The sequence below is a fragment of the Bacillus cereus group sp. BfR-BA-01331 genome, assembly GCF_022663915.1.
Taxonomy (GTDB): Bacteria; Bacillota; Bacilli; order Bacillales; family Bacillaceae_G; genus Bacillus_A; species Bacillus_A mycoides.
In genome coordinates this window covers 130820-151250 of sequence record NZ_JAKUGJ010000003.1, presented here as the reverse complement: position 1 = coordinate 151250, position 20431 = coordinate 130820, and the positions used below count along the sequence as shown (strand labels likewise).

Below are 20431 nucleotides of genomic sequence, written 5' to 3'. Positions count from 1 at the left end.
ATCAAGTTGGGAGTGGACAAAATATGACCATTCGTTACCCAAATGGAAAAAGGTACGATCAAGCTTCACAACCTCATAAAACACCAATAAAAAAACATACTTACAGTAATAGAGGTATGTCCCTTGAAGAGGAATTGAATGACACCAATCAATATTACTTAACCCATAATATTGCATGCGTACATAAAAAACCTACACCTCTTCAAATTGTAAAAGTAGATTACCCCGCTCGAAGTGCTGCAGTGGTAAAAGAAGCGTATTTCAAACAACCTTCTACAACAGATTACAACGGTGTATACAAAGGGAAATACATCGATTTTGAAGCGAAAGAAACTAAAAATAAAACCAGTTTTCCACTTCAAAACTTCCACCTTCATCAAATTGAACATATGAAGCAAGTAGTCGCTCATAATGGAATTGCATTTGTTATTATTAAATTTACACTTTTTGATGAATTTTATTTATTAGATGCAAAACATATTATTGCATTTTGGAATCGTCAAAATACTGGTGGACGTAAATCGATTACAAAACAAGAAATAGAAGAGCATGGGTCTTTATTATCATGCGGTTATCACCCTCGAATTGATTATATCCGCGTACTAGACACGGTTTATTTTTCGTGATAGAGTCATCACTAAGGCTCTTTTTTCGACTTTTGGGGGAGAGAATGAAAGGTAGGAGAAAGTATAATGTCAGATAATTATCGTTCTCGTACAGAACGAAATCATGTAAAAAATCAAACGAAAGAAACTCATAAAGAAGAAAAGCCTAAGAAAAAAGGTTCCTTTTTCAAGAAATTCCTTATAGGTTGTCTACTTCTTGGTATCGTCGGCCTCGTAGCTGGCGTTTCGGCTTTCTTTGTTATGGTAAAGGACGCTCCAAAACTAGACAAATCAAAGCTAGTCAATCCTTTATCAACAAAATTCCTTGATAAAAACGGGAATTTCTTCTATGAATACGGTGCTGAAAAACGAACCCATGTTACATACGATCAAATTCCAAAAGTAATTGAAAGTGCATTCCTTGCGACTGAGGATGCTCGTTTCTACGATCATAATGGAATTGATTTTAGACGTACTGGAATGGCAGTCATGGAAAATGTCACCGGTGGTTTTGGATCACAAGGTGGTAGTACGATTACACAGCAAGTAGTTAAAAACTATTTTCTAACGATGGACAAAACTGCAAAAAGAAAAGTGCAGGAATGGTACTTATCTTATAAGTTAGAGCAACAGTACTCAAAACATGAAATTTTAGAAATGTACTTAAATAAGATTAACTTAGGTAATCGCTCTTATGGTATTTCCACAGCTGCCAAAAAATATTACGGCAAGGATTTAAAAGACATACAACTACACGAAGCTGCAATGCTCGCTGGTTTACCCCAAGGTCCTAACATTTATGATCCAACAAAACCAGATAACGTTGATAGAGCAACAAAACGTCGTAATATCGTATTAACATTAATGAACCGACACGGGTATATAACGAAACAAGAAATGAATGATGCGATGCAAATCCCTGTAACACAAGGACTTCTTCCATCTTCAGAAGTGACTGAAATGAAGTATCAAGCATTTATAGATGCTGCTGTAAAGGAAGTTGAAAAAGAATACCCTGATGTAAATATCGGTTCAGATGGTTTAACGATTCATACAACACTTGATCAAGATGCTCAAGATTACGCTGAAAAAATTATGGATGGGAATCTCATCAAGTATCCAAACGATCAATTCCAAGGATCATTCGTATTTATGGATACTCAGTCTGGAGAAGTTCGAGCAATCGGCGCTGGTCGTAAAGAAAGTAAGTCTACTTTCAAAGGTCATAATATGGCAGTTGATTTAAAACGCCAAGTTGGTTCAACAATGAAACCAATTTTCGACTATGGTCCTGCAATTGAAAACCTTCAGTGGTCTACTTATCATCAATTAAATGACTCTGATTACACTTACTCTAATGGCACAAAGATTAAAAATGCTACGGGTAATTTTAAAGGTGACGTTTCACTTCGTGAAGCATTGAAGAAGTCATTAAACATCCCGGCTTTAAAGACAGCTCAAACAGTTGGTCTTACTAAGTCACAAGAGTTTGCTGAAGGTTTAGGCATGACGTTTGAAAATGGAGTACATGAATCTACTGCAATTGGTAGTAACGATAGTTCTCCATTAGCAGTAGCAGGTGCATATGCAGCGTTTGGTAATGATGGTGTATACAATAAACCTCATTTCGTTAAAGAAGTCATCTTCCCAGATGGGAAAAAGAAAAGCTTTAAACCGAAAGAACAACGCGCAATGCACGACTATACAGCTTACATGGTCACTGACGTTCTTCGTGACGTAGTAAAACCTGGTTCTGGCGGTACAGGTCCAACAGCATATGTTTCTGGATTCGACGTTGCTGGTAAAACAGGAACACAAAACTTTGATGCAAAAGATATAAAAAAATATGGCATCCCAGCTGATGCAAACAGAGATAGCTGGTTCGCTGGATATACACCACAATATACGATGGCTGTGTGGACTGGTTACGAAAAGAATGGTCCAGAAAATTACATTAGCGATCGTTATACTAAAATTGCACAACAAATGTTCCAAGTAATGATGAGCAAATTCGCTACAGATAAATCTCGTTTCGAACGTCCTTCTTCTGTACAAGAAATAAATGAAGAATTGTACATAAAAGGTGCGAAAAAAGATGCAGTTAAAGAAATTAAAGTAGATCCACCTAGTGGCCTTAATGTCGCTTTCGATGGCGCTGGCACAGTGACACTGAACTGGTCTGGACCATCATCAAATGTTGATGCATACGCAGCAAGCTATAAAGCTACTGACGGTTCTAGTGGTAGCTTATCAGTAAGCGGTACGACAGCTACTCTTGGTGGTATTAAGCCAGGTGTTACTTATAGCTTCTCTGTAGTAGCGAAGAAGGGGACTGGAACAAGTCCTGCAGTTGGTGCATCCTTCACTGCGCCTGGCGGAACTCCAGATGCGAAAAAAGCTGACGAAGAAGCCCTGAAAAAGACCAATGAAGATAAACTAAAACAAGAAGAAGCTAAGAAAAAAGCTGATGAAGATCAGCGTAAACAGCAAGAACAGCAGCAACAGCAAGAACAACAACGTAAACAACAAGAACAACAGCAGCAACAAGAACAACAACGTAAACAGCAAGAAGAAGCTCAAAAGAAAGCCGCTGACGAAGAGGCTAAGAAGAAAGCTGACGAAGAAGCTAAGAGAAAAGCCGACGAAGAAGCTAAGAGAAAAGCTGAAGAAGAAGCTAGAAAAAAAGCTGAAGAGCAACAACACCAACACCAACAAAATACCGGAGGAGATACACCTCACGCGGACGGAAATGTTGTTACAACAGAGTCTTAATAAACAAAAAAAGAAGTCGGTTTCTCTTAATGAGAAATCGACTTCTTTTTTGTTATCATTTTCTTTACATATAGCTTTTCTATTTCGATATACAACTGTACTAATTGAATATACGAATGGTAATTACTCGGTTTCTTTATAATAAATGAATATCGCTCCATAAAGTTAACAGGTTGTACTTCCAATTTATTCGTATTTACTTGCATCTCATTCAAACTATGAACAGGCTGCTCATTTAACCAATATATAACCGATAGAAAGTGCGCTGCAAAAAGAATCATCGGACCCTCAGCTTCTTGTTTTTTTCTGTTCCGAAATAGTATAGCAATTTCTTCATGCTTGCTTTTCCATATATTTAACACCGCTGGAATACTTGTTTCAATTTCATTCCATGGTTCATATTGTCTTTCAATATCAAATATAAAGTAAGTATTTTGTATTATTTCTTCAAAAGATTGGTCTGTGTCATACGTAATCGAATTTGCACTCTCTTTAAAAAATGGTACGCACCGAAACTCTTTCGGTATTTCTATAACTCGCTCCATCCTTTATTTCCCCTTCATTCGTTTCTTTCCTTCACGACATATTTCTAGTAATCGACACTCTTCACATTGTGGTCGCTGCGCCTTACAGTAATAACGTCCGAAGAAAATCATACGGTGGTGTGTAACTCCCCACTCATCCATTGGAATTTTCTTCATCAATGTCTTTTCCACTTCTAACACAGAATCTTTCCATCTACAAATTGCTAACCGTTTACTCACTCTCTCTACATGCGTATCAACAGCAATCGCTGGAATCCCAAATGCTACCGAAACAACTACATTCGCTGTCTTTCTCCCTACTCCTGGTAATTTCGTCAGCTCATCACGGTCTTCTGGAACTTTCCCGTTATAATCATCTAGTAACATCCGGCACAATTTTTGAATATTTTTCGCCTTATTTCTAAACAATCCAATGGAACGTATATCTTGTTGTAATTCTTCTAAAGACACACTTAAATAATCTTCTGGTGTTTTATATTTTTGAAATAAGTTTTTCGTCACCTTATTCACAAGTGCATCTGTGCATTGTGCAGATAATGCCACTGCGATTACAAGTTCAAATGGATTATCATGAATTAATTCACAATGCGCTTCTGGATACATATCCGCCATTGTATCTAAACAATAACGAATTTGCGTTTTGTTCAACATATCTTTCCTCCTACACTACTGCTCCAACCAATTATAAAAAGGCACTTTCCCAGTAAATTTCGTCTCTTGTTTTGTCGTTTGTTGTGTGCGTTGTTGATTCGCTCTAAATTTCTGGCCTTGATTTTGCGCTTGATCTACCGTTTTAATTCCGTTCTTTTTCCACTCAAACAAAATACGATCAATATACCGGAAATTAAGTTTACCACTCATAACAGCTTCACGAAGAGCCGCTTGAATTAAATTCGGATGGTGTTGATCTTGATCTTCCCACATCCCTAATGTTTCACATTCAAATGGCGAAAGTGGTCTTCCGAATTCTTTTTCAAATACTGTATATAAATTTACTTGAATTTGTTTTTGTTCTTTTTGCTCTTCCTCTATAGATTCATTCATTAAAAAGTGCAATATTTTTTCCCACAGTGGTTGTAAAGAATAACTTTCACACATCATCGCTTCAGATCTTCGTCCACCTTCTAGTGCTAAAAAACCTTTTTGGATTAAAGTCTGAATCACTTCCATGCATTTCATTTCTGTTATCGTCATCCGTTCTGAAATCTCCGAAGGAGTCGGGAACGAATTACCTGATTCTAAAAATGTGTGTACATGAAGTACTACCATAAATTCCGTCTCATTTAAACCTAGCTTTTTATAATGCATCATAAGCAATTTAGGAATCGCTATGCTTCCCTGTTCAAACCATTGTAACATCATTTTTTTTTTCATCACCAAACACCTCGTTCTCTAGTATAACACACCTTTAGCCATTTCTTTTTGCCACAATTCGTCAAAAAAACCTCCCTATATATAGGGAGGTTTTTTGCCATTTACTACAAGAAACAGACGATTAAGCCTGTACCTTACTTTTCATGAACGTATGAATTCGTTCTAATGCTTTCTCAACTTGCTCAAGAGATGTCGCATACGATAATCGAACGTTATTTGGTGCACCAAATCCTGTACCTGGAACAAGAGCCACCTTTTCTTCTTCTAATAATGCTTTTGCCCACTCATCAACTGTATCATACCCAGCTAACGCTACGGCTTCTTTTACATTTGGGAATAAGTAAAAAGCACCGTGTGGTTTGATACAAGTGAAACCAGGAATTTGAATTAATTTATCATAAATAATGTTCAATCTTTCTTCAAACGCTTGACGCATTGTTTCTACGGGTTCTTGTGAGCCTGCATACGCAGCAATTGCACCGTATTGAGCAATTGAAGTAGGGTTTGACGTACTATGACTCGCTAAGTTCGTCATCGCTTTAATAAGCTGCTTATTTCCTGCTGCATATCCAATACGCCAACCTGTCATAGAATGTGATTTAGATACACCATTAATAATAAGTGTTTGTTCTTTTAGTGCATTAGAAAGCTGGGCAATTGAAGTATATTCCGCGTCACCATAAATTAATTTTTCATAAATCTCATCTGAAACGATTAAGATATCATGCTCTAAACATACTTCTCCAAGCTGTTGTAATTCTTCTTTGCTGTAAATCATCCCTGTTGGATTGCTCGGTGAATTAATAATAACAGCTTTCGTTTTCTCTGTAATTGCCTCACGCAGCTGCTTTGCTGTAATTTTGTACTCATTGCCTTCTAGACCTTCTACATAAACTGGCTTACCACCAGCAAGCTTTACTTGCTCAGGATAACTTACCCAATAAGGAGTTGGGATGATAACTTCATCTCCTTCATCAAGTAACACTTGGAATAATGTATATAATGCATGCTTGGCACCATTACATACAATAATTTCAGATGGATCATACGCAATTCCTTGATCACGAGTAAACTTCTTCACAATTTCTTGTTTTAACGCTTGTAATCCACCTGTTGGTGTATATTTCGTATGTCCTTCTAACATCGCTTTATGCGCAGCATCCATAATATGTTTTGGCGTATTAAAGTCAGGTTCTCCTGCTCCTAATGCAATTACATCATGACCTTCTGCTTTTAATGCTTGTGCCTTTGCTGTAATTTCTAAAGTTGCAGATGGTGTTAAAGCAGCTACTCGCTTTGCTAATTTCATTTGTAGTTCCCCCTACATCTATTTTTCAATGCTGTAGTGTCCAGCATAAACCCCATTTTGAAACTCTAAATAGTAATACGTATAACGATCTTCCTGATCAATATATGTAATTTCCCACAATGGAATATCGTTTTGAGCACCTAATTTTACTTTTATAATTTCTTTTGGTTTCGGCTTCGGCTCAGCACCTTCTCCTGTAGCTTGTTCAGCCAATTTTTGCAAAGCTTCTTTTTTAGAAATACCTTCGCTCTTTTTCTTCACAAGGACATTTCCTTTTTTATCAGGCACCCAAACGATAAGTTGTTCTCCTTTTTCATCTGCACCTTGTACGACTGTATATGAAGATTTTCCATTATAATAATCAACAGTATTTACCTTTGTAAGCTTTGCCTTTTCTTTCGCAATTTCTACAGACTTTGACTCTTTTGGAATTTTCTTTTCCATCGCTTTATTATAAACATATGCCCCATATATTCCGCTAGCAACGATAACGATAATGATTGTAAAGATCCACTTTTTCATTGTATCACTACGTTCTGTAAATCGTAAATACAGCTGTTTCTTTATCTTTTTCGTCTAATGCTAATCCGAACATGAGGTCCTGCTCTTTTAACGTACGATTCAAACCATCAACAATTTTATACAAGTCAGACGAATATTTAATACGCGTCGTTGATAGGACTTCGATTTTCTTATCCATGAAAAAACTCCTCCGTTACACAAAAATTTCTAATTATAGAAGAACGCAATGCGGTTACAATAAGAGTACATTCTTTACAACCCCTGCTTCATCACCCATCTATTATAGCAGGACATGTACAGCAAAAAAAGGTTTCAAATCGAAAAGCAATATATTTTGTATACAAGAAGTAAGAAAAATAAAATTCCTCCTACCCACATTTTTTACGCCTGAAGTTTAAATGTACTTCAGGCGTATTTTTCTTCCAATTTTATTCATTTGACGATTCTTCTAACTGTACTAACAATTCTTCTAACGGTCCTTCATAGAGCGGTACAGTTGGGATTGATTGTAAAAATCGTTTTCCATAAGAAGAACTTGTCAAACGACGATCTAATACAAATACAGTTCCCGTATCTGTATTTGTTCTAATAAGACGACCAAACCCTTGTTTGAAACGCAAGATTGCTTGTGGGAGCGCCAACTTATCGAATACGTCTTCTCCTTGATTTTTTAACCACTCTCCTTTTGCTTCCATCATCGGCTGATGAGGAGGGGTAAAAGGCAGACGGACAATGACAAGACAACTCAGAGCATCTCCAGGTATATCTATCCCTTCCCAAAAACTACTTGTTCCTAACAAAATCGATTTGTCGAACTCCTGGAATTTGCGGATTAGACGACTTCGGCTCTTATTATTCACACTTTGCGTTAATAATAAATATCCTTCTAATGTCTCATCATTTTTCAAATTCGTATACGCTTCTTTCAACATTTCATACGAAGTGAATAAAACGAGCATTCTACCTTTTGTAGCTTTCGCTATTTTCGCAATATGTGCCGATATAGACTCAATATATTCTTCATTACTTGCTTTCTTAATAAAAGGTACATCCGTTGAAACCATTAATTTCATTTGCTCTTCAAAACGGAATGGTGATGGAACCTTTAATGTATTGGGAGCAAAATCATGTAAACCTAGCTCCTCTTTTATATAGTCGAATGAATCATTAACTGTTAACGTTGCTGATGTGAAAATAACACTCTTTTTCTGGGTTAAAAATTCATCAGCAAATCTTTCACCAATATGAACAGGCTGCGCATATAGAACTGTTGAATGAATCGTTCCCTTCGTTTCAGTCTCCATCCATGTCACGTATGAATTTTTTTCTAAAATGAGTAATTGTAAAGATTGTGCCATCTTTCTCAACAACTCAATTAAATGCATAAATTCACCTGTAACGACATGCATCTCCCATTCTAATTTACTTTGCAATATTTCAACTTGCTTCTCAAGTGTAGTCAATAACTTTCTTACATCATACACAAATCGATTTGTTAACTCGGTAATGCTATCCCATAACTTACCTTTCTCTACTTCCGTGTTATATCGATAAATGAGTGGCATATTGCTCATCCCTTGTTCCTGCTTTGTTTGTTTAAATACGAAAGTCCGTAACATTTGAAATAGTTCATCCGCATCAAATTTCAATTCCTTCAAACTATGACTCACCATACGGAAAGTCGAACGCGATGCTTGCTCTGATTTTTTCATCATTTTATATACTTTAGAAAGTACATCATCTGTTTCTAGCGTACCAAGACGAGATAAAGCTACTTGAAAATACATGCATGAGAACTGTTCACCTAATGTTCTACTCGCCGCTTCCTCGATATGATGAGCTTCATCAAAAATAATATGTTCACATGAAGCAAATAGTGGTTCTTCACTTGAAAAATCTTGAAATAATAACGCATGATTTGTAATAACGATATCTGCAAATAATGCTTTATTCTTTGCTCTTTGATAAAAACAACGACTATACCAGTTGCTTTGCATCCCGCCTGGACTATGTACATCACTACAAATACGGTTCCAAAGTAACTTGCCGCCCTCAGGAATATTTAATTCATCACGATCGCCAGTTTCCGTTTGCAATAACCACACTAAAATTTTTGCTTTTGTGAGCGCCATATCATAATTTTTCTCTTCCTCTTGCAAAGCATATTCAAATTTATGTAGACACAGATAATGCTTTCTTCCTTTCAGAAGAGCTACTTCAAATGAAAATGGCATTATTTTCTTTAATAAAGGAATTTCTTTTTCTAGTATTTGTTGTTGCAATTGTACAGTTTGTGTACTTATAATGACAGGTTCTTCTTTTTTCTTTGCGAAATAAATACTTGGAAGTAAATATGCAAGCGTCTTCCCCGTACCTGTTCCTGCTTCAATCAGTGAAAACCTAGAATCTCTTAGCGCTGTATATATTTCCTTCATCATAATCTGTTGGCTTTCTCTTTTTTCAAACTTTGGCATATTCAATTCAAGTTTATCGATTGTCTTATGTAAGAAAGCATCAAATTTAGATGAGTATATTTCACTGAGGCTTAAAGAATAATTCCGCTTTCGAAGCGCAATATTTCGATACACCTCATAATCCTCTGCATCTTCTTTACCATGCATCATTTTCTTTAAAATATTTTCAGAAAGTACATCAGCTATATCACTTTGGAAAACATCACTTAATTCATAAAGCGATTGTAATGTGACAAGTGGTAACTTTTCAATTTCACTTAAAAATTGTAAAAACAACTCCGCTGTTGCAAGAGCATCACTATCCGCACGATGTGGTTGATCGTGCTCTAGTTCATGCTGCTTAGCTAAATCACGTAATTTATAACTATCAGCTGTCGGCAAAAGAATTTGCGCCAATTCAACTGTATCAATTTTAGGACAATGTACTTCTGTATATCCAGCCTGCCTTAATTCTTCATTTAAAAAATTCCAATCAAAGTGAACGTTATGTGCAACAAAAGCCGCACCTTGTAATAGCTCAACAATCATCGGGGCTACATCTCGAAATAACGGGGCTTGTTTTACAAGATCTTCATCAATCCCAGTTAATTCTGTAATAAATAGGGGAATCTCTCTCTTCGGATTAATAAAAGATGAAAAAATCTCTAATATCTCTCCATCTTCCACTACAACAGCTGCAATTTGGGTGATTTTATCCTTCCCATCCTTCCAGGAGTTCCCTGTCGTCTCTAAATCAACAACGACATAACGCTTACTCATATATGTAACACCTCAATTTCTTACCTATCAAACACAAAAATTATATAATGTTACTATACCACGTTTTACCTCATCTTAATGAAAAGATGCACAAAAAAGCTATCTCCTTAATTAGAGATAGCCTTCCTACTTATAATATCGTGCCAGCTTTTTCAGCACCTAACATTTCAATAATTTGATTATCATCGTCTAATACTGCAATTTTCGGCTCTTGTTTATGAATATTTTCTTCTGCCACTAAACCATAGCAAATAATAATAACTTTATCACCCGGTTGTACAAGCCTTGCAGCTGCACCATTTAAACACACAACACCGCTACCGCGCTCTCCTTTAATAACATATGTCTCTAAGCGAGCTCCATTGTTGTTATTTACAATTTGTACTTTTTCATTTTCTACAATATTTACCGCATCCATTAAATCTTCATCAATTGTAATACTACCTACATAATTTAAATTTGCTTCTGTTACAGTTGCACGATGTAACTTCGCTCTCATCATTGTGCGAAACATAGATGCTCCCCCTTATTTCCCCATTAATGTTATATTGTCAATTAATCGTACATTTTCAAACTTAACTGCAATCGCTAAAATGATTCTTCCTTCAATTTTATTTATTGCTTTTAAAGAAGGATATGCATATAAATCAGCATAATCTACAGTGCCTTTCGTATACTTCTCAATATGCTCTTTCACAAGATTCATAATGATTTCCGGATTACGTTCGCCTGCCTCAATTCGTTCTTTCGCTATACATAGACTGCCGTATAAATGAGGAGCCTCTTCACGTTCTTCTAGTGATAAATACACATTACGAGAACTTTTCGCTAATCCATCTTCTTCCCTTACAATATCAACTGGTACGATCGTAACGGGAATATTAAAATCAGTTACGAATCCTTCAATTACAGCTACTTGCTGTGCATCTTTCATACCGAAATAAGCACGTGTTGGCAATGTAATATTAAATAGTTTCATTAGTACAGTCGCAACACCAGCGAAATGACCAGGTCTTTGTTTGCCACATAATACGTCGGTACGCTTCACAACTTCTACTGTTGTCGTTTGTTCTGCTGGATACATCTCTTCTACACTCGGATAAAATAAATAATCAACACCATTTTCTTTTGCTACATTTTCATCTCTATCAATATCACGTGGGTATCGATCTAAATCTTCATTTGGTCCAAATTGTAGTGGATTTACAAATACACTTAAAACTACAATTTCATTTTCTTCCCTTGCCTTACGTAGTAACGTAGCATGCCCTTCGTGTAAATACCCCATCGTTGGAACAAAACCGATACTTTTTCCACTTGCATGCAGTTCGTTTGTAATTTGCTGCATCTCTTGCACTGTAGTTATGATTTTCATTATTGTTTTCCTCCGTATAACGCTAAGCACTCTTCCTCTTTCATTGTGAATGAATGTTTTTCTTCAGGAAATTGCCCTGTCTTTACTTCAGTAACGTATTGCGAAATCCCTCGCACAATCTCCTCTTGAACAGACGTATATTGCTTCACAAATTTCGGAACACGATTTACGCCGTACGAGATAAGATCGTGGTATACAAGAACTTGCCCATCTACTTTTTGTCCTGCTCCAATTCCGATTGTAGGAATTGTTAACTGCTCTGAAATAAGTTCTGCTAATTGCATTGGCACACATTCTAGCACAAGTGCTATCGCACCAGCTTCCTCACATTTCTTTGCATCTTCTATTAATTTTTTTGCACTTTCAGCATCTTTCCCTTGTACTTTATACCCACCTAGCACTCCTACAGATTGAGGAGTTAAACCTAAATGCGCCACAACGGGAATTCCCGCATTCGTTAAGTAGTGAATAGTTGATATAACTTCTCCAGCACCTTCTACCTTTAATGCATGTGCCCCGCTCTCTTGAACAATGCGACGTGCATTAATCATCGTATCTTGCAATGAGACATGATAAGACATAAATGGCATATCAGTTACAATAAACGTCTCTTTCGCTCCGCGGCGTACAGCTTTCGTATGATGAATCATATCCTCTACTGTTACTGGAACTGTTGAATCATACCCAAGTACAACCATTCCTAGAGAATCACCCACTAAAATCATATCGACTTTAGCTTCTTCTGCTAATTTAGCAGATGGATAATCATACGCCGTTAGCATTGTAATCGGCTCACCTTGCTCTTTCATTTTCAAAAAATCTGTTGTTGTTTTCAAAAACTACTCCTCCTTTATGCAGGAGAGAGGAGATGGCCGAAATCATATAAAAAACCCCTCTGGCCATAAAAGGGCAGAAGGGTTGTGTGTTAGTCGGCATTATTCATCCCTCTGTCCCAGTCCGTTATTGGATCAAGGCAGAATCCAAATTATTATTTTTTCATACTGCGTAAAATAATGGTGCAGTTCGCTTTGATACTGCCCATATTCGAACTAATTATAGCAAACTCTGAAAAGGAATTGCTACATTTTTTCGAAAAAATAATTTTCTATCCCTATTACGGTATGTGAAATTTATTAGTATCTAAATGACAAAAAGAAGCTCCAAAATAGGAACTTCTTTTACTTAATTTCTATATCAGCAGAATGAATGTGGTGCACTTGTCCTTGATGATCCTCAAGTAACAATACACCATCCTCCGTAATTCCTTTTGCTAGCCCATTAATAGTTTCCTTCATCGTTCGAGCTGTAATTTCTTTTCCGATACTTACTGCGTAACTTTCCCAAAGAATTTTAATAACAGAGAAGCCATTTTTTAAATACTCTTCATACAATTTCTCTAGTTGCAAGAAAATTTGTTGCATAAGTTCCGCACGAACAATCGGCTTACCCGATTCAATTGCTAATGAAGTTGCAATTTGCTGAATTTCCTCATCAAAATGTTCTTGTTTCTGATTTGCATTAATGCCAATTCCCATAATAACAGCATTAATTTTATCTGGATCAGCTTGCATCTCCGTTAATATACCGACAGCTTTTTTACCTTGAATTAAAATATCATTCGGCCATTTAATCCCTACGTTTACACCGGTACATTTTTCAATTGCTTGCGCTACGCTAACAGCTGCTAATAAAGTAAGCTGTGGTGCATGATGAACTGGAATCGAGGGACGCAAAATAATACTCATCCAAATTCCTGTTCCTTTTGGGGAATACCATTTTCTACTTAAACGTCCTCTACCTGCTGTTTGTTCTTCAGCAACGACAATTGTTCCCTCTTCTGCGCCTTCATAAGCAAGTCTCGCTGCAATATGCTGAGTAGACTCAACCGATTCTTCAAAATAAACCGTTCTACCGATACGCTCTGTTTGTAATCCTAATTGAATCTCATTCGCAGTTACTTTATCTGGTTTACTAGCAATTCGGTACCCTAAGCGGCGTACAGCTTCTAGTTCATACCCTTCATTACGAAGGTCCTCCATATGCTTCCATACAGCGGTTCTCGAACAACCAAGTTTGTCACTAAGTATTTGACCAGATACAAATGCACCATCTGCTTCAGAAAAAACTTGTAATAACTGCTTTCTTATAGTAGATTGCATCTTTGTAGCCACTCCCTTATATCCTCTTTCTTATTAACTAAATCTCCTTGTACGATTGCTTCTTCAATATTTTGAAGCATTTCGGCAACCCACGGACCTGGCTTTTTATCTGTCCAGCTTAATAAATCATTACCAGTCACATTCATTTCTTGACGATTTTTTATCGGCAATGCATGAAATAATGATTGTACTTGCTTAACAGACGCACTATTATAACTTTCTATTATCGCTTCATATACTCTTTCCGCCATCTCAGCGATGCGAATCCCAGTTTTATAAAGAAGGATTGTATCCCACTCCTTCTCCTTTCTAGAACGAATTGCTAATATAACCGCTATGATATCTTTAATCTTTTTATTCGAGAACTTCCATTGCCGCAAAAAGACAGATGGATGCTCTTCTCCGATACAATATAAGAAAAATGCCCAAGCCTCAACGTCTGTTTCAAAAGAATCCCATTTATACTGCGTAGCTCTCAAGAGTCTTTCTTCTGACATTTGCAAATATGGCAGATGAGAAAATAGCTTAGTTTCTACTAACTCTTGAAGACCATTCACACAATATGTACCGGTCAACAATTTTTCAAATTCAACTGTAATTCTTTCAATCGCTATATGTTCGAGCAAATGCCCATACGTTTCAACTGCTTGTTTCGTCTTTATTTCCAAAGAGAAACCTAACGTACTTACGAACCGAATACCACGCATCATTCGCAGTGCATCTTCTTGAAAACGGTCTGCAGCATCTCCAACCGTTGTAATTTCCTTCAGACGAATCGCTTCTTTCCCAGCAAATAAATCAACCATTTCGCCTTCCTCTGTCATTGCAATTGCATTCATCGTGAAATCACGTCGTTTTAAATCCTCTTCTAATGAACGGACAAATTGAACACTACTAGGTCTTCGAAAATCTTCATATTCGCTTTCTGTTCGAAAAGTAGTTACCTCATACGGTTCACCATTTTCTACAACAATTACAGTTCCATGCTCAAGACCAACCGGAACATTTCTTGGGAAAATAGCCATTACTTCTTCTGGTAAAGCAGATGTTGCGATATCGATATCTCCAATCGGTCTATCGATAATAAGATCGCGTACACTTCCACCAACGAAGTAAGCCTCATGTCCGTGCTGTTTTAACATCTCAATAATTGAACTAGCTTTTTTAAATCTTTCCATTCTTGTCATCCCTTAGTATGTCATAATAAATCGCCTCATACTGTGAAACGATTTTTTCCGAACGAAACTGCTCATATACAGATTTCATCGCTCGCTCTCCCATATTACGGTGAAGTTCTTCATTTTCTAGTAGCTGAATTGCTTGCTTAGCTATTCCGTCTGTATCTCCAACTTCACATATATATCCTGTTTCACCATGTTGAATGACCTCTGGAATGCCCCCAACCCTCGTTCCGATACTAGGCACACCACACGCCATCGCTTCTAATATAACAAGACCAAAACTTTCCTTTTCTGATAAAAGTAGCATTAAATCACTCATCGCAAGAAGCTCTGCAACATTATCTTGCTTTCCTAGGAATAAGACACGTTCCTCAATATGTAAACTTTTCACCAATTGTAAAATAGTACAGAACTCTGGTCCATCACCAACAAGAAGCAATTTCGCATCTACTTCCTTTACAATTTTGGCAAATGACTGCACAACATCCTGTACACGCTTAACCTTTCGGAAATTTGAAATATGAATCAACACTTTTTCATTTTCTCGTATACCATATTCTTTTTTTAATTGAGACATATCACGTTTGAAATAAACACGTTCATCTACAAAATTGTATACCGTCTCAATTTCTTTATCTGGTTTTACAAGTTCATTTGTTTCTTCAATTAACGAATGTGACACAGCTGTAACAACATCAGATTGTTCAATACCAAAGCGAATTAAATTATTTAACGAAGGGTCGGAACCTAACACAGTAATATCCGTTCCATGTAAGGTCGTAACAATTTTAATACGCTCCCCAATCATTTGTTTTGCTAAATATGCACAAATAGCATGAGGGATTGCATAATGCACATGTAAAATATCAAGGTTTTCTCTTTGAGCAACCTCTGCCATTTTACTCGCTAATGCTAAATCGTAAGGTGGATATTGAAAAACAGAATATTGATTTACTGTTACTTCGTGAAAATAAATGTTCGGGTACACTTTATTCAACCGAAATGGTACACCCGATGTAATAAAATGAATTTCATGCCCGCGTTCCGCCAATTGCTTCCCTAACTCTGTCCCAACAACCCCAGAACCACCTACAGAAGGATAACATGTAATACCTATTTTCAATTTCATTTACATCCCCCTATTAAATCAGCATGTAATAAAACCGGTTTCTTACTCATAAATCCTTCGGCATACAGCACTCCAACTTCTTTCCCAAACATCTTCTCCCGAGCGATTACAGTTTCAACGTATCCTTCGGTTAATGGCGTCTTAACACCATCACTCCCTGTTGAAAACTGACTTTCATACGCTTCTAACGCTTCCACCTTTTTAGAAAGGTATTCACTAATATCTATACAAAAATTCGGTTTATGAAAACCATTAATCATATAATTATAAAAAGACTCTACACGGTGCGGCGGAAGTTCAGGCATATATTTACGAATTCCCGCTGAAAAGATAGCTTCTTCCACAATTTTCGCGCAATTAGCATGGTCTGGATGACGATCTTCGTAATATGGTGCGAAAATTAGTGTTGGTTTATATGTACGAATAATCTTTACAATTTCACGTATATATTCTTCTTTCATATACAAACCACGGTCTGGCATTGCTAAATTAATTCTCGTTTTTACTCCCATAATACGAGCTGCAGCCTTTGCTTCTTCTTTTCTTAGTTCTACCGTTCCATTTGAAGAAAGATCAGCTTCTGTTAAATCGCAAATGCCTACTTCATATCCTTGCTTCGTATACTTTGCAATGGTACCTGCCATGCCGATTTCAACATCATCGGCATGAGCACCAAACGCTAATATATGTAATCCACTCATAATTGTTCCCCTCATTTTCTTAACTTTCGGTAATCTAAATCTCCCCGCTCTAATGCATGCATTAGCATTTCAGCACTTGCCATATTTGTTGCTAATGGGATGGCGTATACATCACATAAACGAAGTAACGCATTAACATCTGGTTCATGCGGCTGGGCTGTTAGTGGATCCCGGAAAAAAATCACCATATCCATCTCATTTTTTGCAATCATTGCACCAATTTCTTGATCGCCACCAAGAGGACCGGATTGATATCTTGTTACAACTAAACCAGTTGCCTCCATAATACGAAGTCCTGTCGTTCCTGTTGCAAAAAGTTCATGTTTTTCAAAAATTGGTTTATATGCGTATGCGAACGAAACCATATCATCTTTCTTTTTGTCATGTGCGATTAAGGCAATTTTCATCCGTTGTCTCCCCTTTAGTCGATAATATTTTCTAAACCGTACACAAGATGATCAAGGTTCATTACTGTTTCAATTGATAGTTTTACACCTGACATAAATGATGCACGGTTGAATGAATCATGACGAACTGTTAACATTTGTCCATCTCCGCCGAACATTACTTCTTGGTGTGCAATAAGCCCTGGTAGACGTACGCTATGAATGTGAATACCGTCTACATTTGCACCACGTGCCCCTTCTAATTGTTCCGTTTCATTAGGGTGCCCTTGCTCTTTTGGTACACGATTTTGACGGATTAATTCTACTGTTTTTACAGCTGTACCCGATGGTGCGTCTAATTTTTGATCATGGTGTAATTCAATTACTTCAACATCTTGGAAGTACTTCGCTGCCATTTGAGAGAACTTCATCATAAGTACTGCACCAATCGCAAAGTTTGGAGCAATGATTGTTCCTACTTCTTTTTCTTTTGCGTTTTCTGTTAATTGCTTTAGTTCTTCTTCAGTAAATCCAGTTGTACCAATAACTGATCGAAGTCCACGTTCAACTGCAAGTGTCACATGTTTCTTTCCAATTTCTGGTGTTGTTAAATCTAACAATACATCTGCTTCTACTTCATCTAAACAAGTATGTAAATCCGCGTAAATAGGTGCATCTAGCGCTGGCATTCCCGGTAAATCAGAAATTTTTTCTCCGCCATGCTTATAATCAATTGCTGCTACTAAATTGAAATGCGCTGTTCTTTCCATAAGAAGGACTGCTTCATATCCCATGCGTCCTCGTGGTCCAGCGATAATTACTTTAATTTCTTTCATGCGTCTTTCTCTCCCTCATCAATACGTGTCCAACGATCTTTATCACGTGTATTAAATTTATTCATTACAATGTTATGCGCTGTTTCTAAATCAATATTTAAACTATTTGCCATACAAATCATAACAAATAAAACATCTCCAAGCTCTTCCTCAACACTTCGTTCTTTCTCAGTCGTTTTCTTTGGTTTCTCACCATAATAATGATTAACCTCTCTTGCAAGCTCTCCCATTTCTTCAGTTAAACGAGCCATCATTGCAAGCGGACTAAAATAACCTTCTTTAAATTGACCGATATATGCATCTACTTCTTTCTGCATATCTTTCATCGTTTTTGCTTCCATACTAGTCACCTCTTATTCCTTCCTCTTTCATGTTAGCCAATTCATCGCGATTTGACAAATATTATTCCCTCATATCACTATTTACGACTCTTTTTAGGATAGACTATAATAAAGTGAAACTTCTTTTGCGTGATTTTTGCAAAAGATCAGCCTGAACCAATCGGGTCCCTACGGCTGGTTCGACCTTTTCTTCTTCGCTTTTCCCTCTACCAGCCGTTGGAACGGGATAAAGCGAAACTTTCTTTTGCAGTTTTTCCGCACAATATCAGGCTGAACTAATTAAGCTCTTATACCATTCTCTATTTTTACTATCAACTAGAAATAACTTATTATTATGTTCTATCGTTTAAGAGGAGCAATGCAATCATTACATAATTAGGGGGATTTCTAAATGACATCAAATTTGAAGATTCGAAATATCATTTTTATTTTAATCGGTTCCGCTATTTTTTCTTTCGGTATTGTGAATATCAATATTGAAAACCATCTTGCAGAGGGTGGATTTACCGGCATTACGCTATTATTATATTTTAAATTTTCACTTGATCCTTCCTATACAAACTTAATTTTAAACGTCCCTCTATTTTTCATTGGCTGGAAATTACTCGGCCGAACAACATTTTTATACACATTAATCGGTACATTTAGCGTCTCTTTATTCCTTTGGGTGTTTCAGCGCTACGAGGTTCTCAACTTACATTTAAACTTGCAAAATGATATGACACTGGCTGCTTTATTCGCTGGGGCATTTATCGGCATAGGACTTGGAATTATATTCAAATACGGCGGGACTACTGGCGGTGTTGATATTATCGCAAGGCTAGCTCACAAATATGTTGGCTGGAGTATGGGAAAAACGATGTTTATGTTTGATGCGGTCGTTATCATTATCTCTATTCTTACATATTTATCATATCGCGAGGGCATGTATACGTTAGTTGCTGTTTTTATCGGGGCTAAGGTTATTGATTTCATGCAAGAAGGTGCTTATGCAGCAAAAGGCGCAACTATTATTTCTGATAAAAACGATGAAATTGCTTCAAAAATTTTATCCGAAATGGAGCGCGGAGCAACCTTTTTAAAAGCAGTTGGATCCTATACGAAAGTTGAACGAAATGTACTATATTGTGTTGTTGCAAAAAACGAAATCGTGAAATTAAAAAATATCATTATTTCAGTAGATCCTCACGCCTTTGTTGCTGTAAGTGATGTACATGATGTCGTCGGCGAAGGATTTACACTAGATGAAAATAAAAATCCGTTACATAATTAAATTCAACTAGAAAAGCTCTTTAGCTTTTCTAGTTTTTTATTACATATCTTTTAAGTTTCTCCAAATCCTCATAAATGAGCTCCAATAAACTCCGATTATAGAAAATAGAAGCTGGATGAAAGGTCGGAAAAATATAATATTCTTTTTCTGACCAAATAAATTCTGTACTGCTGCTATCTTTCAATCGCTGCACAGGTTGCTTTAACAATTCTCCATGAACATCCGTAATTTTATTATTTTTACCAACTAAACGCTGTAATGCAATATTACCAAGTGTGACAATAACCGGCTGCTGTATAAATTCCAGTTCATAATCTAGCAAAGGTGCATGGGCAAGTATCTCACCTTGATTCGGTGTTCTATTGTACTTCTTCTGTATTATTTCGCCATTTCGTTCCCTTTTCTCTCTCCATTTATAAGGTCTACTCCGGACCGCACTCGTAATATATACTTCTTCCCTTGTAACGTGAATACGTTCTAAAAATTCCATTAAATGTTTTCCCGCTCTCCCACTAAATGGAATCCCATTATGAATTTCTGTTTCACCAGGTGCTTCTCCAACAAGCATTAATTTCGGGTTTTTAGGGCCCTGTCCACTTAAAAAACCTTCTAATTGGTATGTAGCACTACGCTCCTTCACTTGTTTAACTAAATAATATGGATATTCTATGTCCGTCACCTTCTTTCATC

At 36.8% G+C, this 20431-nt stretch carries 21 protein-coding genes; 3 read left to right on the top strand and 18 right to left on the bottom strand.

Going from position 1 to position 20431, the window contains the following annotated elements; translation table 11 throughout:
- Nucleotides 1-23: 23 nt before the first annotated feature.
- Together recU and MR155_RS07520 are read left to right on the top strand one after the other, a co-directional pair.
- Complete coding sequence (gene recU / locus MR155_RS07525) at nucleotides 24-626, top strand: Holliday junction resolvase RecU (protein WP_002030800.1); 603 nt, start codon at nucleotides 24-26, stop codon at nucleotides 624-626.
- Nucleotides 627-692: 66 nt separating this feature from the next.
- Complete coding sequence (locus MR155_RS07520; RefSeq protein WP_242309091.1) at nucleotides 693-3377, top strand: penicillin-binding protein 1A; 2685 nt, start codon at nucleotides 693-695, stop codon at nucleotides 3375-3377.
- 26 nt (nucleotides 3378-3403) lie between these two features.
- On the opposite strand, the gene MR155_RS07515 is transcribed toward MR155_RS07520, so the two are convergent.
- The 17 genes from MR155_RS07515 to MR155_RS07435 all read right to left on the bottom strand — a co-directional run bounded on the left by MR155_RS07515 (nucleotide 3404) and on the right by MR155_RS07435 (nucleotide 18468).
- Complete coding sequence (locus MR155_RS07515) at nucleotides 3404-3922, bottom strand: YpoC family protein (protein ID WP_242309089.1); 519 nt, start codon at nucleotides 3920-3922, stop codon at nucleotides 3404-3406.
- A gap of 3 nt (nucleotides 3923-3925) precedes the next feature.
- Nucleotides 3926-4573 carry an endonuclease III gene (gene nth, locus MR155_RS07510; RefSeq protein ID WP_000933020.1) on the bottom strand — a complete coding sequence of 216 codons (648 nt, stop codon included), beginning with the start codon at nucleotides 4571-4573 and terminating at the stop codon, nucleotides 3926-3928.
- Nucleotides 4574-4588: 15 nt separating this feature from the next.
- Entirely contained in the window at nucleotides 4589-5296 is a 708-nt protein-coding gene (dnaD, locus tag MR155_RS07505) for a DNA replication protein DnaD (protein WP_000728546.1), read from the bottom strand.
- A 121-nt stretch (nucleotides 5297-5417) separates the two neighbouring features.
- Entirely contained in the window at nucleotides 5418-6605 is a 1188-nt protein-coding gene (gene aspB, locus MR155_RS07500; protein ID WP_113937065.1) for an aspartate transaminase AspB, read from the bottom strand.
- 18 nt (nucleotides 6606-6623) lie between these two features.
- Entirely contained in the window at nucleotides 6624-7127 is a 504-nt protein-coding gene (locus MR155_RS07495) for a cell wall elongation regulator TseB-like domain-containing protein (protein WP_113937064.1), read from the bottom strand.
- A 7-nt stretch (nucleotides 7128-7134) separates the two neighbouring features.
- On the bottom strand, nucleotides 7135-7305 hold the full coding sequence (locus MR155_RS07490; RefSeq protein WP_002086589.1) for a YpmA family protein: 171 nt from the start codon (nucleotides 7303-7305) through the stop codon (nucleotides 7135-7137).
- Nucleotides 7306-7555: 250 nt separating this feature from the next.
- The gene (gene dinG / locus MR155_RS07485) at nucleotides 7556-10360 is read right to left on the bottom strand and encodes an ATP-dependent DNA helicase DinG (RefSeq protein WP_113937063.1); all 2805 of its coding nucleotides are present in this window, start codon (nucleotides 10358-10360) and stop codon (nucleotides 7556-7558) included.
- Nucleotides 10361-10490: 130 nt separating this feature from the next.
- Entirely contained in the window at nucleotides 10491-10874 is a 384-nt protein-coding gene (gene panD, locus MR155_RS07480) for an aspartate 1-decarboxylase (RefSeq protein WP_000490176.1), read from the bottom strand.
- A 12-nt stretch (nucleotides 10875-10886) separates the two neighbouring features.
- Nucleotides 10887-11735 (bottom strand): pantoate--beta-alanine ligase, encoded by an 849-nt coding sequence (gene panC, locus MR155_RS07475; RefSeq protein ID WP_002086591.1) that lies wholly within the window; start codon nucleotides 11733-11735, stop codon nucleotides 10887-10889.
- Entirely contained in the window at nucleotides 11735-12571 is an 837-nt protein-coding gene (gene panB / locus MR155_RS07470; protein WP_113937062.1) for a 3-methyl-2-oxobutanoate hydroxymethyltransferase, read from the bottom strand. The genes panC and panB overlap by 1 nt, the downstream gene beginning before the upstream one ends.
- A 342-nt stretch (nucleotides 12572-12913) precedes the next feature.
- Entirely contained in the window at nucleotides 12914-13894 is a 981-nt protein-coding gene (locus tag MR155_RS07465) for a biotin--[acetyl-CoA-carboxylase] ligase (RefSeq protein WP_002086594.1), read from the bottom strand.
- Nucleotides 13879-15072 carry a CCA tRNA nucleotidyltransferase gene (locus MR155_RS07460; RefSeq protein WP_242309086.1) on the bottom strand — a complete coding sequence of 398 codons (1194 nt, stop codon included), beginning with the start codon at nucleotides 15070-15072 and terminating at the stop codon, nucleotides 13879-13881. Before MR155_RS07460 ends, MR155_RS07465 begins: the two co-directional genes overlap by 16 nt.
- Entirely contained in the window at nucleotides 15059-16204 is a 1146-nt protein-coding gene (gene bshA / locus MR155_RS07455; protein WP_002086596.1) for an N-acetyl-alpha-D-glucosaminyl L-malate synthase BshA, read from the bottom strand. Before bshA ends, MR155_RS07460 begins: the two co-directional genes overlap by 14 nt.
- On the bottom strand, nucleotides 16201-16905 hold the full coding sequence (gene bshB1 / locus MR155_RS07450) for a bacillithiol biosynthesis deacetylase BshB1 (RefSeq protein ID WP_242309084.1): 705 nt from the start codon (nucleotides 16903-16905) through the stop codon (nucleotides 16201-16203). Before bshB1 ends, bshA begins: the two co-directional genes overlap by 4 nt.
- Before the next feature lie 11 nt (nucleotides 16906-16916).
- Nucleotides 16917-17312, bottom strand: coding sequence for a methylglyoxal synthase (gene mgsA / locus MR155_RS07445; protein ID WP_000684753.1), 396 nt, complete (start codon nucleotides 17310-17312; stop codon nucleotides 16917-16919).
- A gap of 14 nt (nucleotides 17313-17326) precedes the next feature.
- Complete coding sequence (gene dapB, locus MR155_RS07440) at nucleotides 17327-18127, bottom strand: dihydrodipicolinate reductase (RefSeq protein WP_002126457.1); 801 nt, start codon at nucleotides 18125-18127, stop codon at nucleotides 17327-17329.
- Nucleotides 18124-18468 carry a nucleotide pyrophosphohydrolase gene (locus MR155_RS07435; protein WP_002011846.1) on the bottom strand — a complete coding sequence of 115 codons (345 nt, stop codon included), beginning with the start codon at nucleotides 18466-18468 and terminating at the stop codon, nucleotides 18124-18126. The genes dapB and MR155_RS07435 overlap by 4 nt, the downstream gene beginning before the upstream one ends.
- Before the next feature lie 391 nt (nucleotides 18469-18859).
- Here MR155_RS07435 and MR155_RS07430 point away from each other — a divergent pair, with 391 nt between their 5' ends.
- Nucleotides 18860-19741, top strand: a complete 882-nt coding sequence (locus tag MR155_RS07430) for a YitT family protein (RefSeq protein ID WP_242309082.1) — start codon at nucleotides 18860-18862, stop codon at nucleotides 19739-19741.
- A gap of 28 nt (nucleotides 19742-19769) precedes the next feature.
- On the opposite strand, the gene MR155_RS07425 is transcribed toward MR155_RS07430, so the two are convergent.
- Nucleotides 19770-20420, bottom strand: coding sequence for a uracil-DNA glycosylase (locus tag MR155_RS07425; protein ID WP_242309080.1), 651 nt, complete (start codon nucleotides 20418-20420; stop codon nucleotides 19770-19772).
- Between the last annotated feature and the right edge of the window lie 11 nt (nucleotides 20421-20431).

Coding starts and splice junctions, on each gene's coding strand:
- bshB1 (WP_242309084.1), bottom strand. CDS start 16,905: ATGAGTGGATTACATATATTAGCGTTTGGTGCTCATGCCGATGATGTT.
- MR155_RS07460 (WP_242309086.1), bottom strand. CDS start 15,072: ATGGAAAGATTTAAAAAAGCTAGTTCAATTATTGAGATGTTAAAACAG.
- MR155_RS07465 (WP_002086594.1), bottom strand. CDS start 13,894: ATGCAATCTACTATAAGAAAGCAGTTATTACAAGTTTTTTCTGAAGCA.
- MR155_RS07435 (WP_002011846.1), bottom strand. CDS start 18,468: ATGGAAGCAAAAACGATGAAAGATATGCAGAAAGAAGTAGATGCATAT.
- recU (WP_002030800.1), top strand. CDS start 24: ATGACCATTCGTTACCCAAATGGAAAAAGGTACGATCAAGCTTCACAA.
- bshA (WP_002086596.1), bottom strand. CDS start 16,204: ATGAAATTGAAAATAGGTATTACATGTTATCCTTCTGTAGGTGGTTCT.
- MR155_RS07495 (WP_113937064.1), bottom strand. CDS start 7,127: ATGAAAAAGTGGATCTTTACAATCATTATCGTTATCGTTGCTAGCGGA.
- mgsA (WP_000684753.1), bottom strand. CDS start 17,312: ATGAAAATTGCCTTAATCGCACATGACAAAAAGAAAGATGATATGGTT.
- MR155_RS07515 (WP_242309089.1), bottom strand. CDS start 3,922: ATGGAGCGAGTTATAGAAATACCGAAAGAGTTTCGGTGCGTACCATTT.
- dapB (WP_002126457.1), bottom strand. CDS start 18,127: ATGAAAGAAATTAAAGTAATTATCGCTGGACCACGAGGACGCATGGGA.
- MR155_RS07430 (WP_242309082.1), top strand. CDS start 18,860: ATGACATCAAATTTGAAGATTCGAAATATCATTTTTATTTTAATCGGT.
- panC (WP_002086591.1), bottom strand. CDS start 11,735: ATGAAAATCATAACTACAGTGCAAGAGATGCAGCAAATTACAAACGAA.
- aspB (WP_113937065.1), bottom strand. CDS start 6,605: ATGAAATTAGCAAAGCGAGTAGCTGCTTTAACACCATCTGCAACTTTA.
- panD (WP_000490176.1), bottom strand. CDS start 10,874: ATGTTTCGCACAATGATGAGAGCGAAGTTACATCGTGCAACTGTAACA.
- MR155_RS07490 (WP_002086589.1), bottom strand. CDS start 7,305: ATGGATAAGAAAATCGAAGTCCTATCAACGACGCGTATTAAATATTCG.
- dnaD (WP_000728546.1), bottom strand. CDS start 5,296: ATGAAAAAAAAAATGATGTTACAATGGTTTGAACAGGGAAGCATAGCG.
- MR155_RS07520 (WP_242309091.1), top strand. CDS start 693: ATGTCAGATAATTATCGTTCTCGTACAGAACGAAATCATGTAAAAAAT.
- dinG (WP_113937063.1), bottom strand. CDS start 10,360: ATGAGTAAGCGTTATGTCGTTGTTGATTTAGAGACGACAGGGAACTCC.
- nth (WP_000933020.1), bottom strand. CDS start 4,573: ATGTTGAACAAAACGCAAATTCGTTATTGTTTAGATACAATGGCGGAT.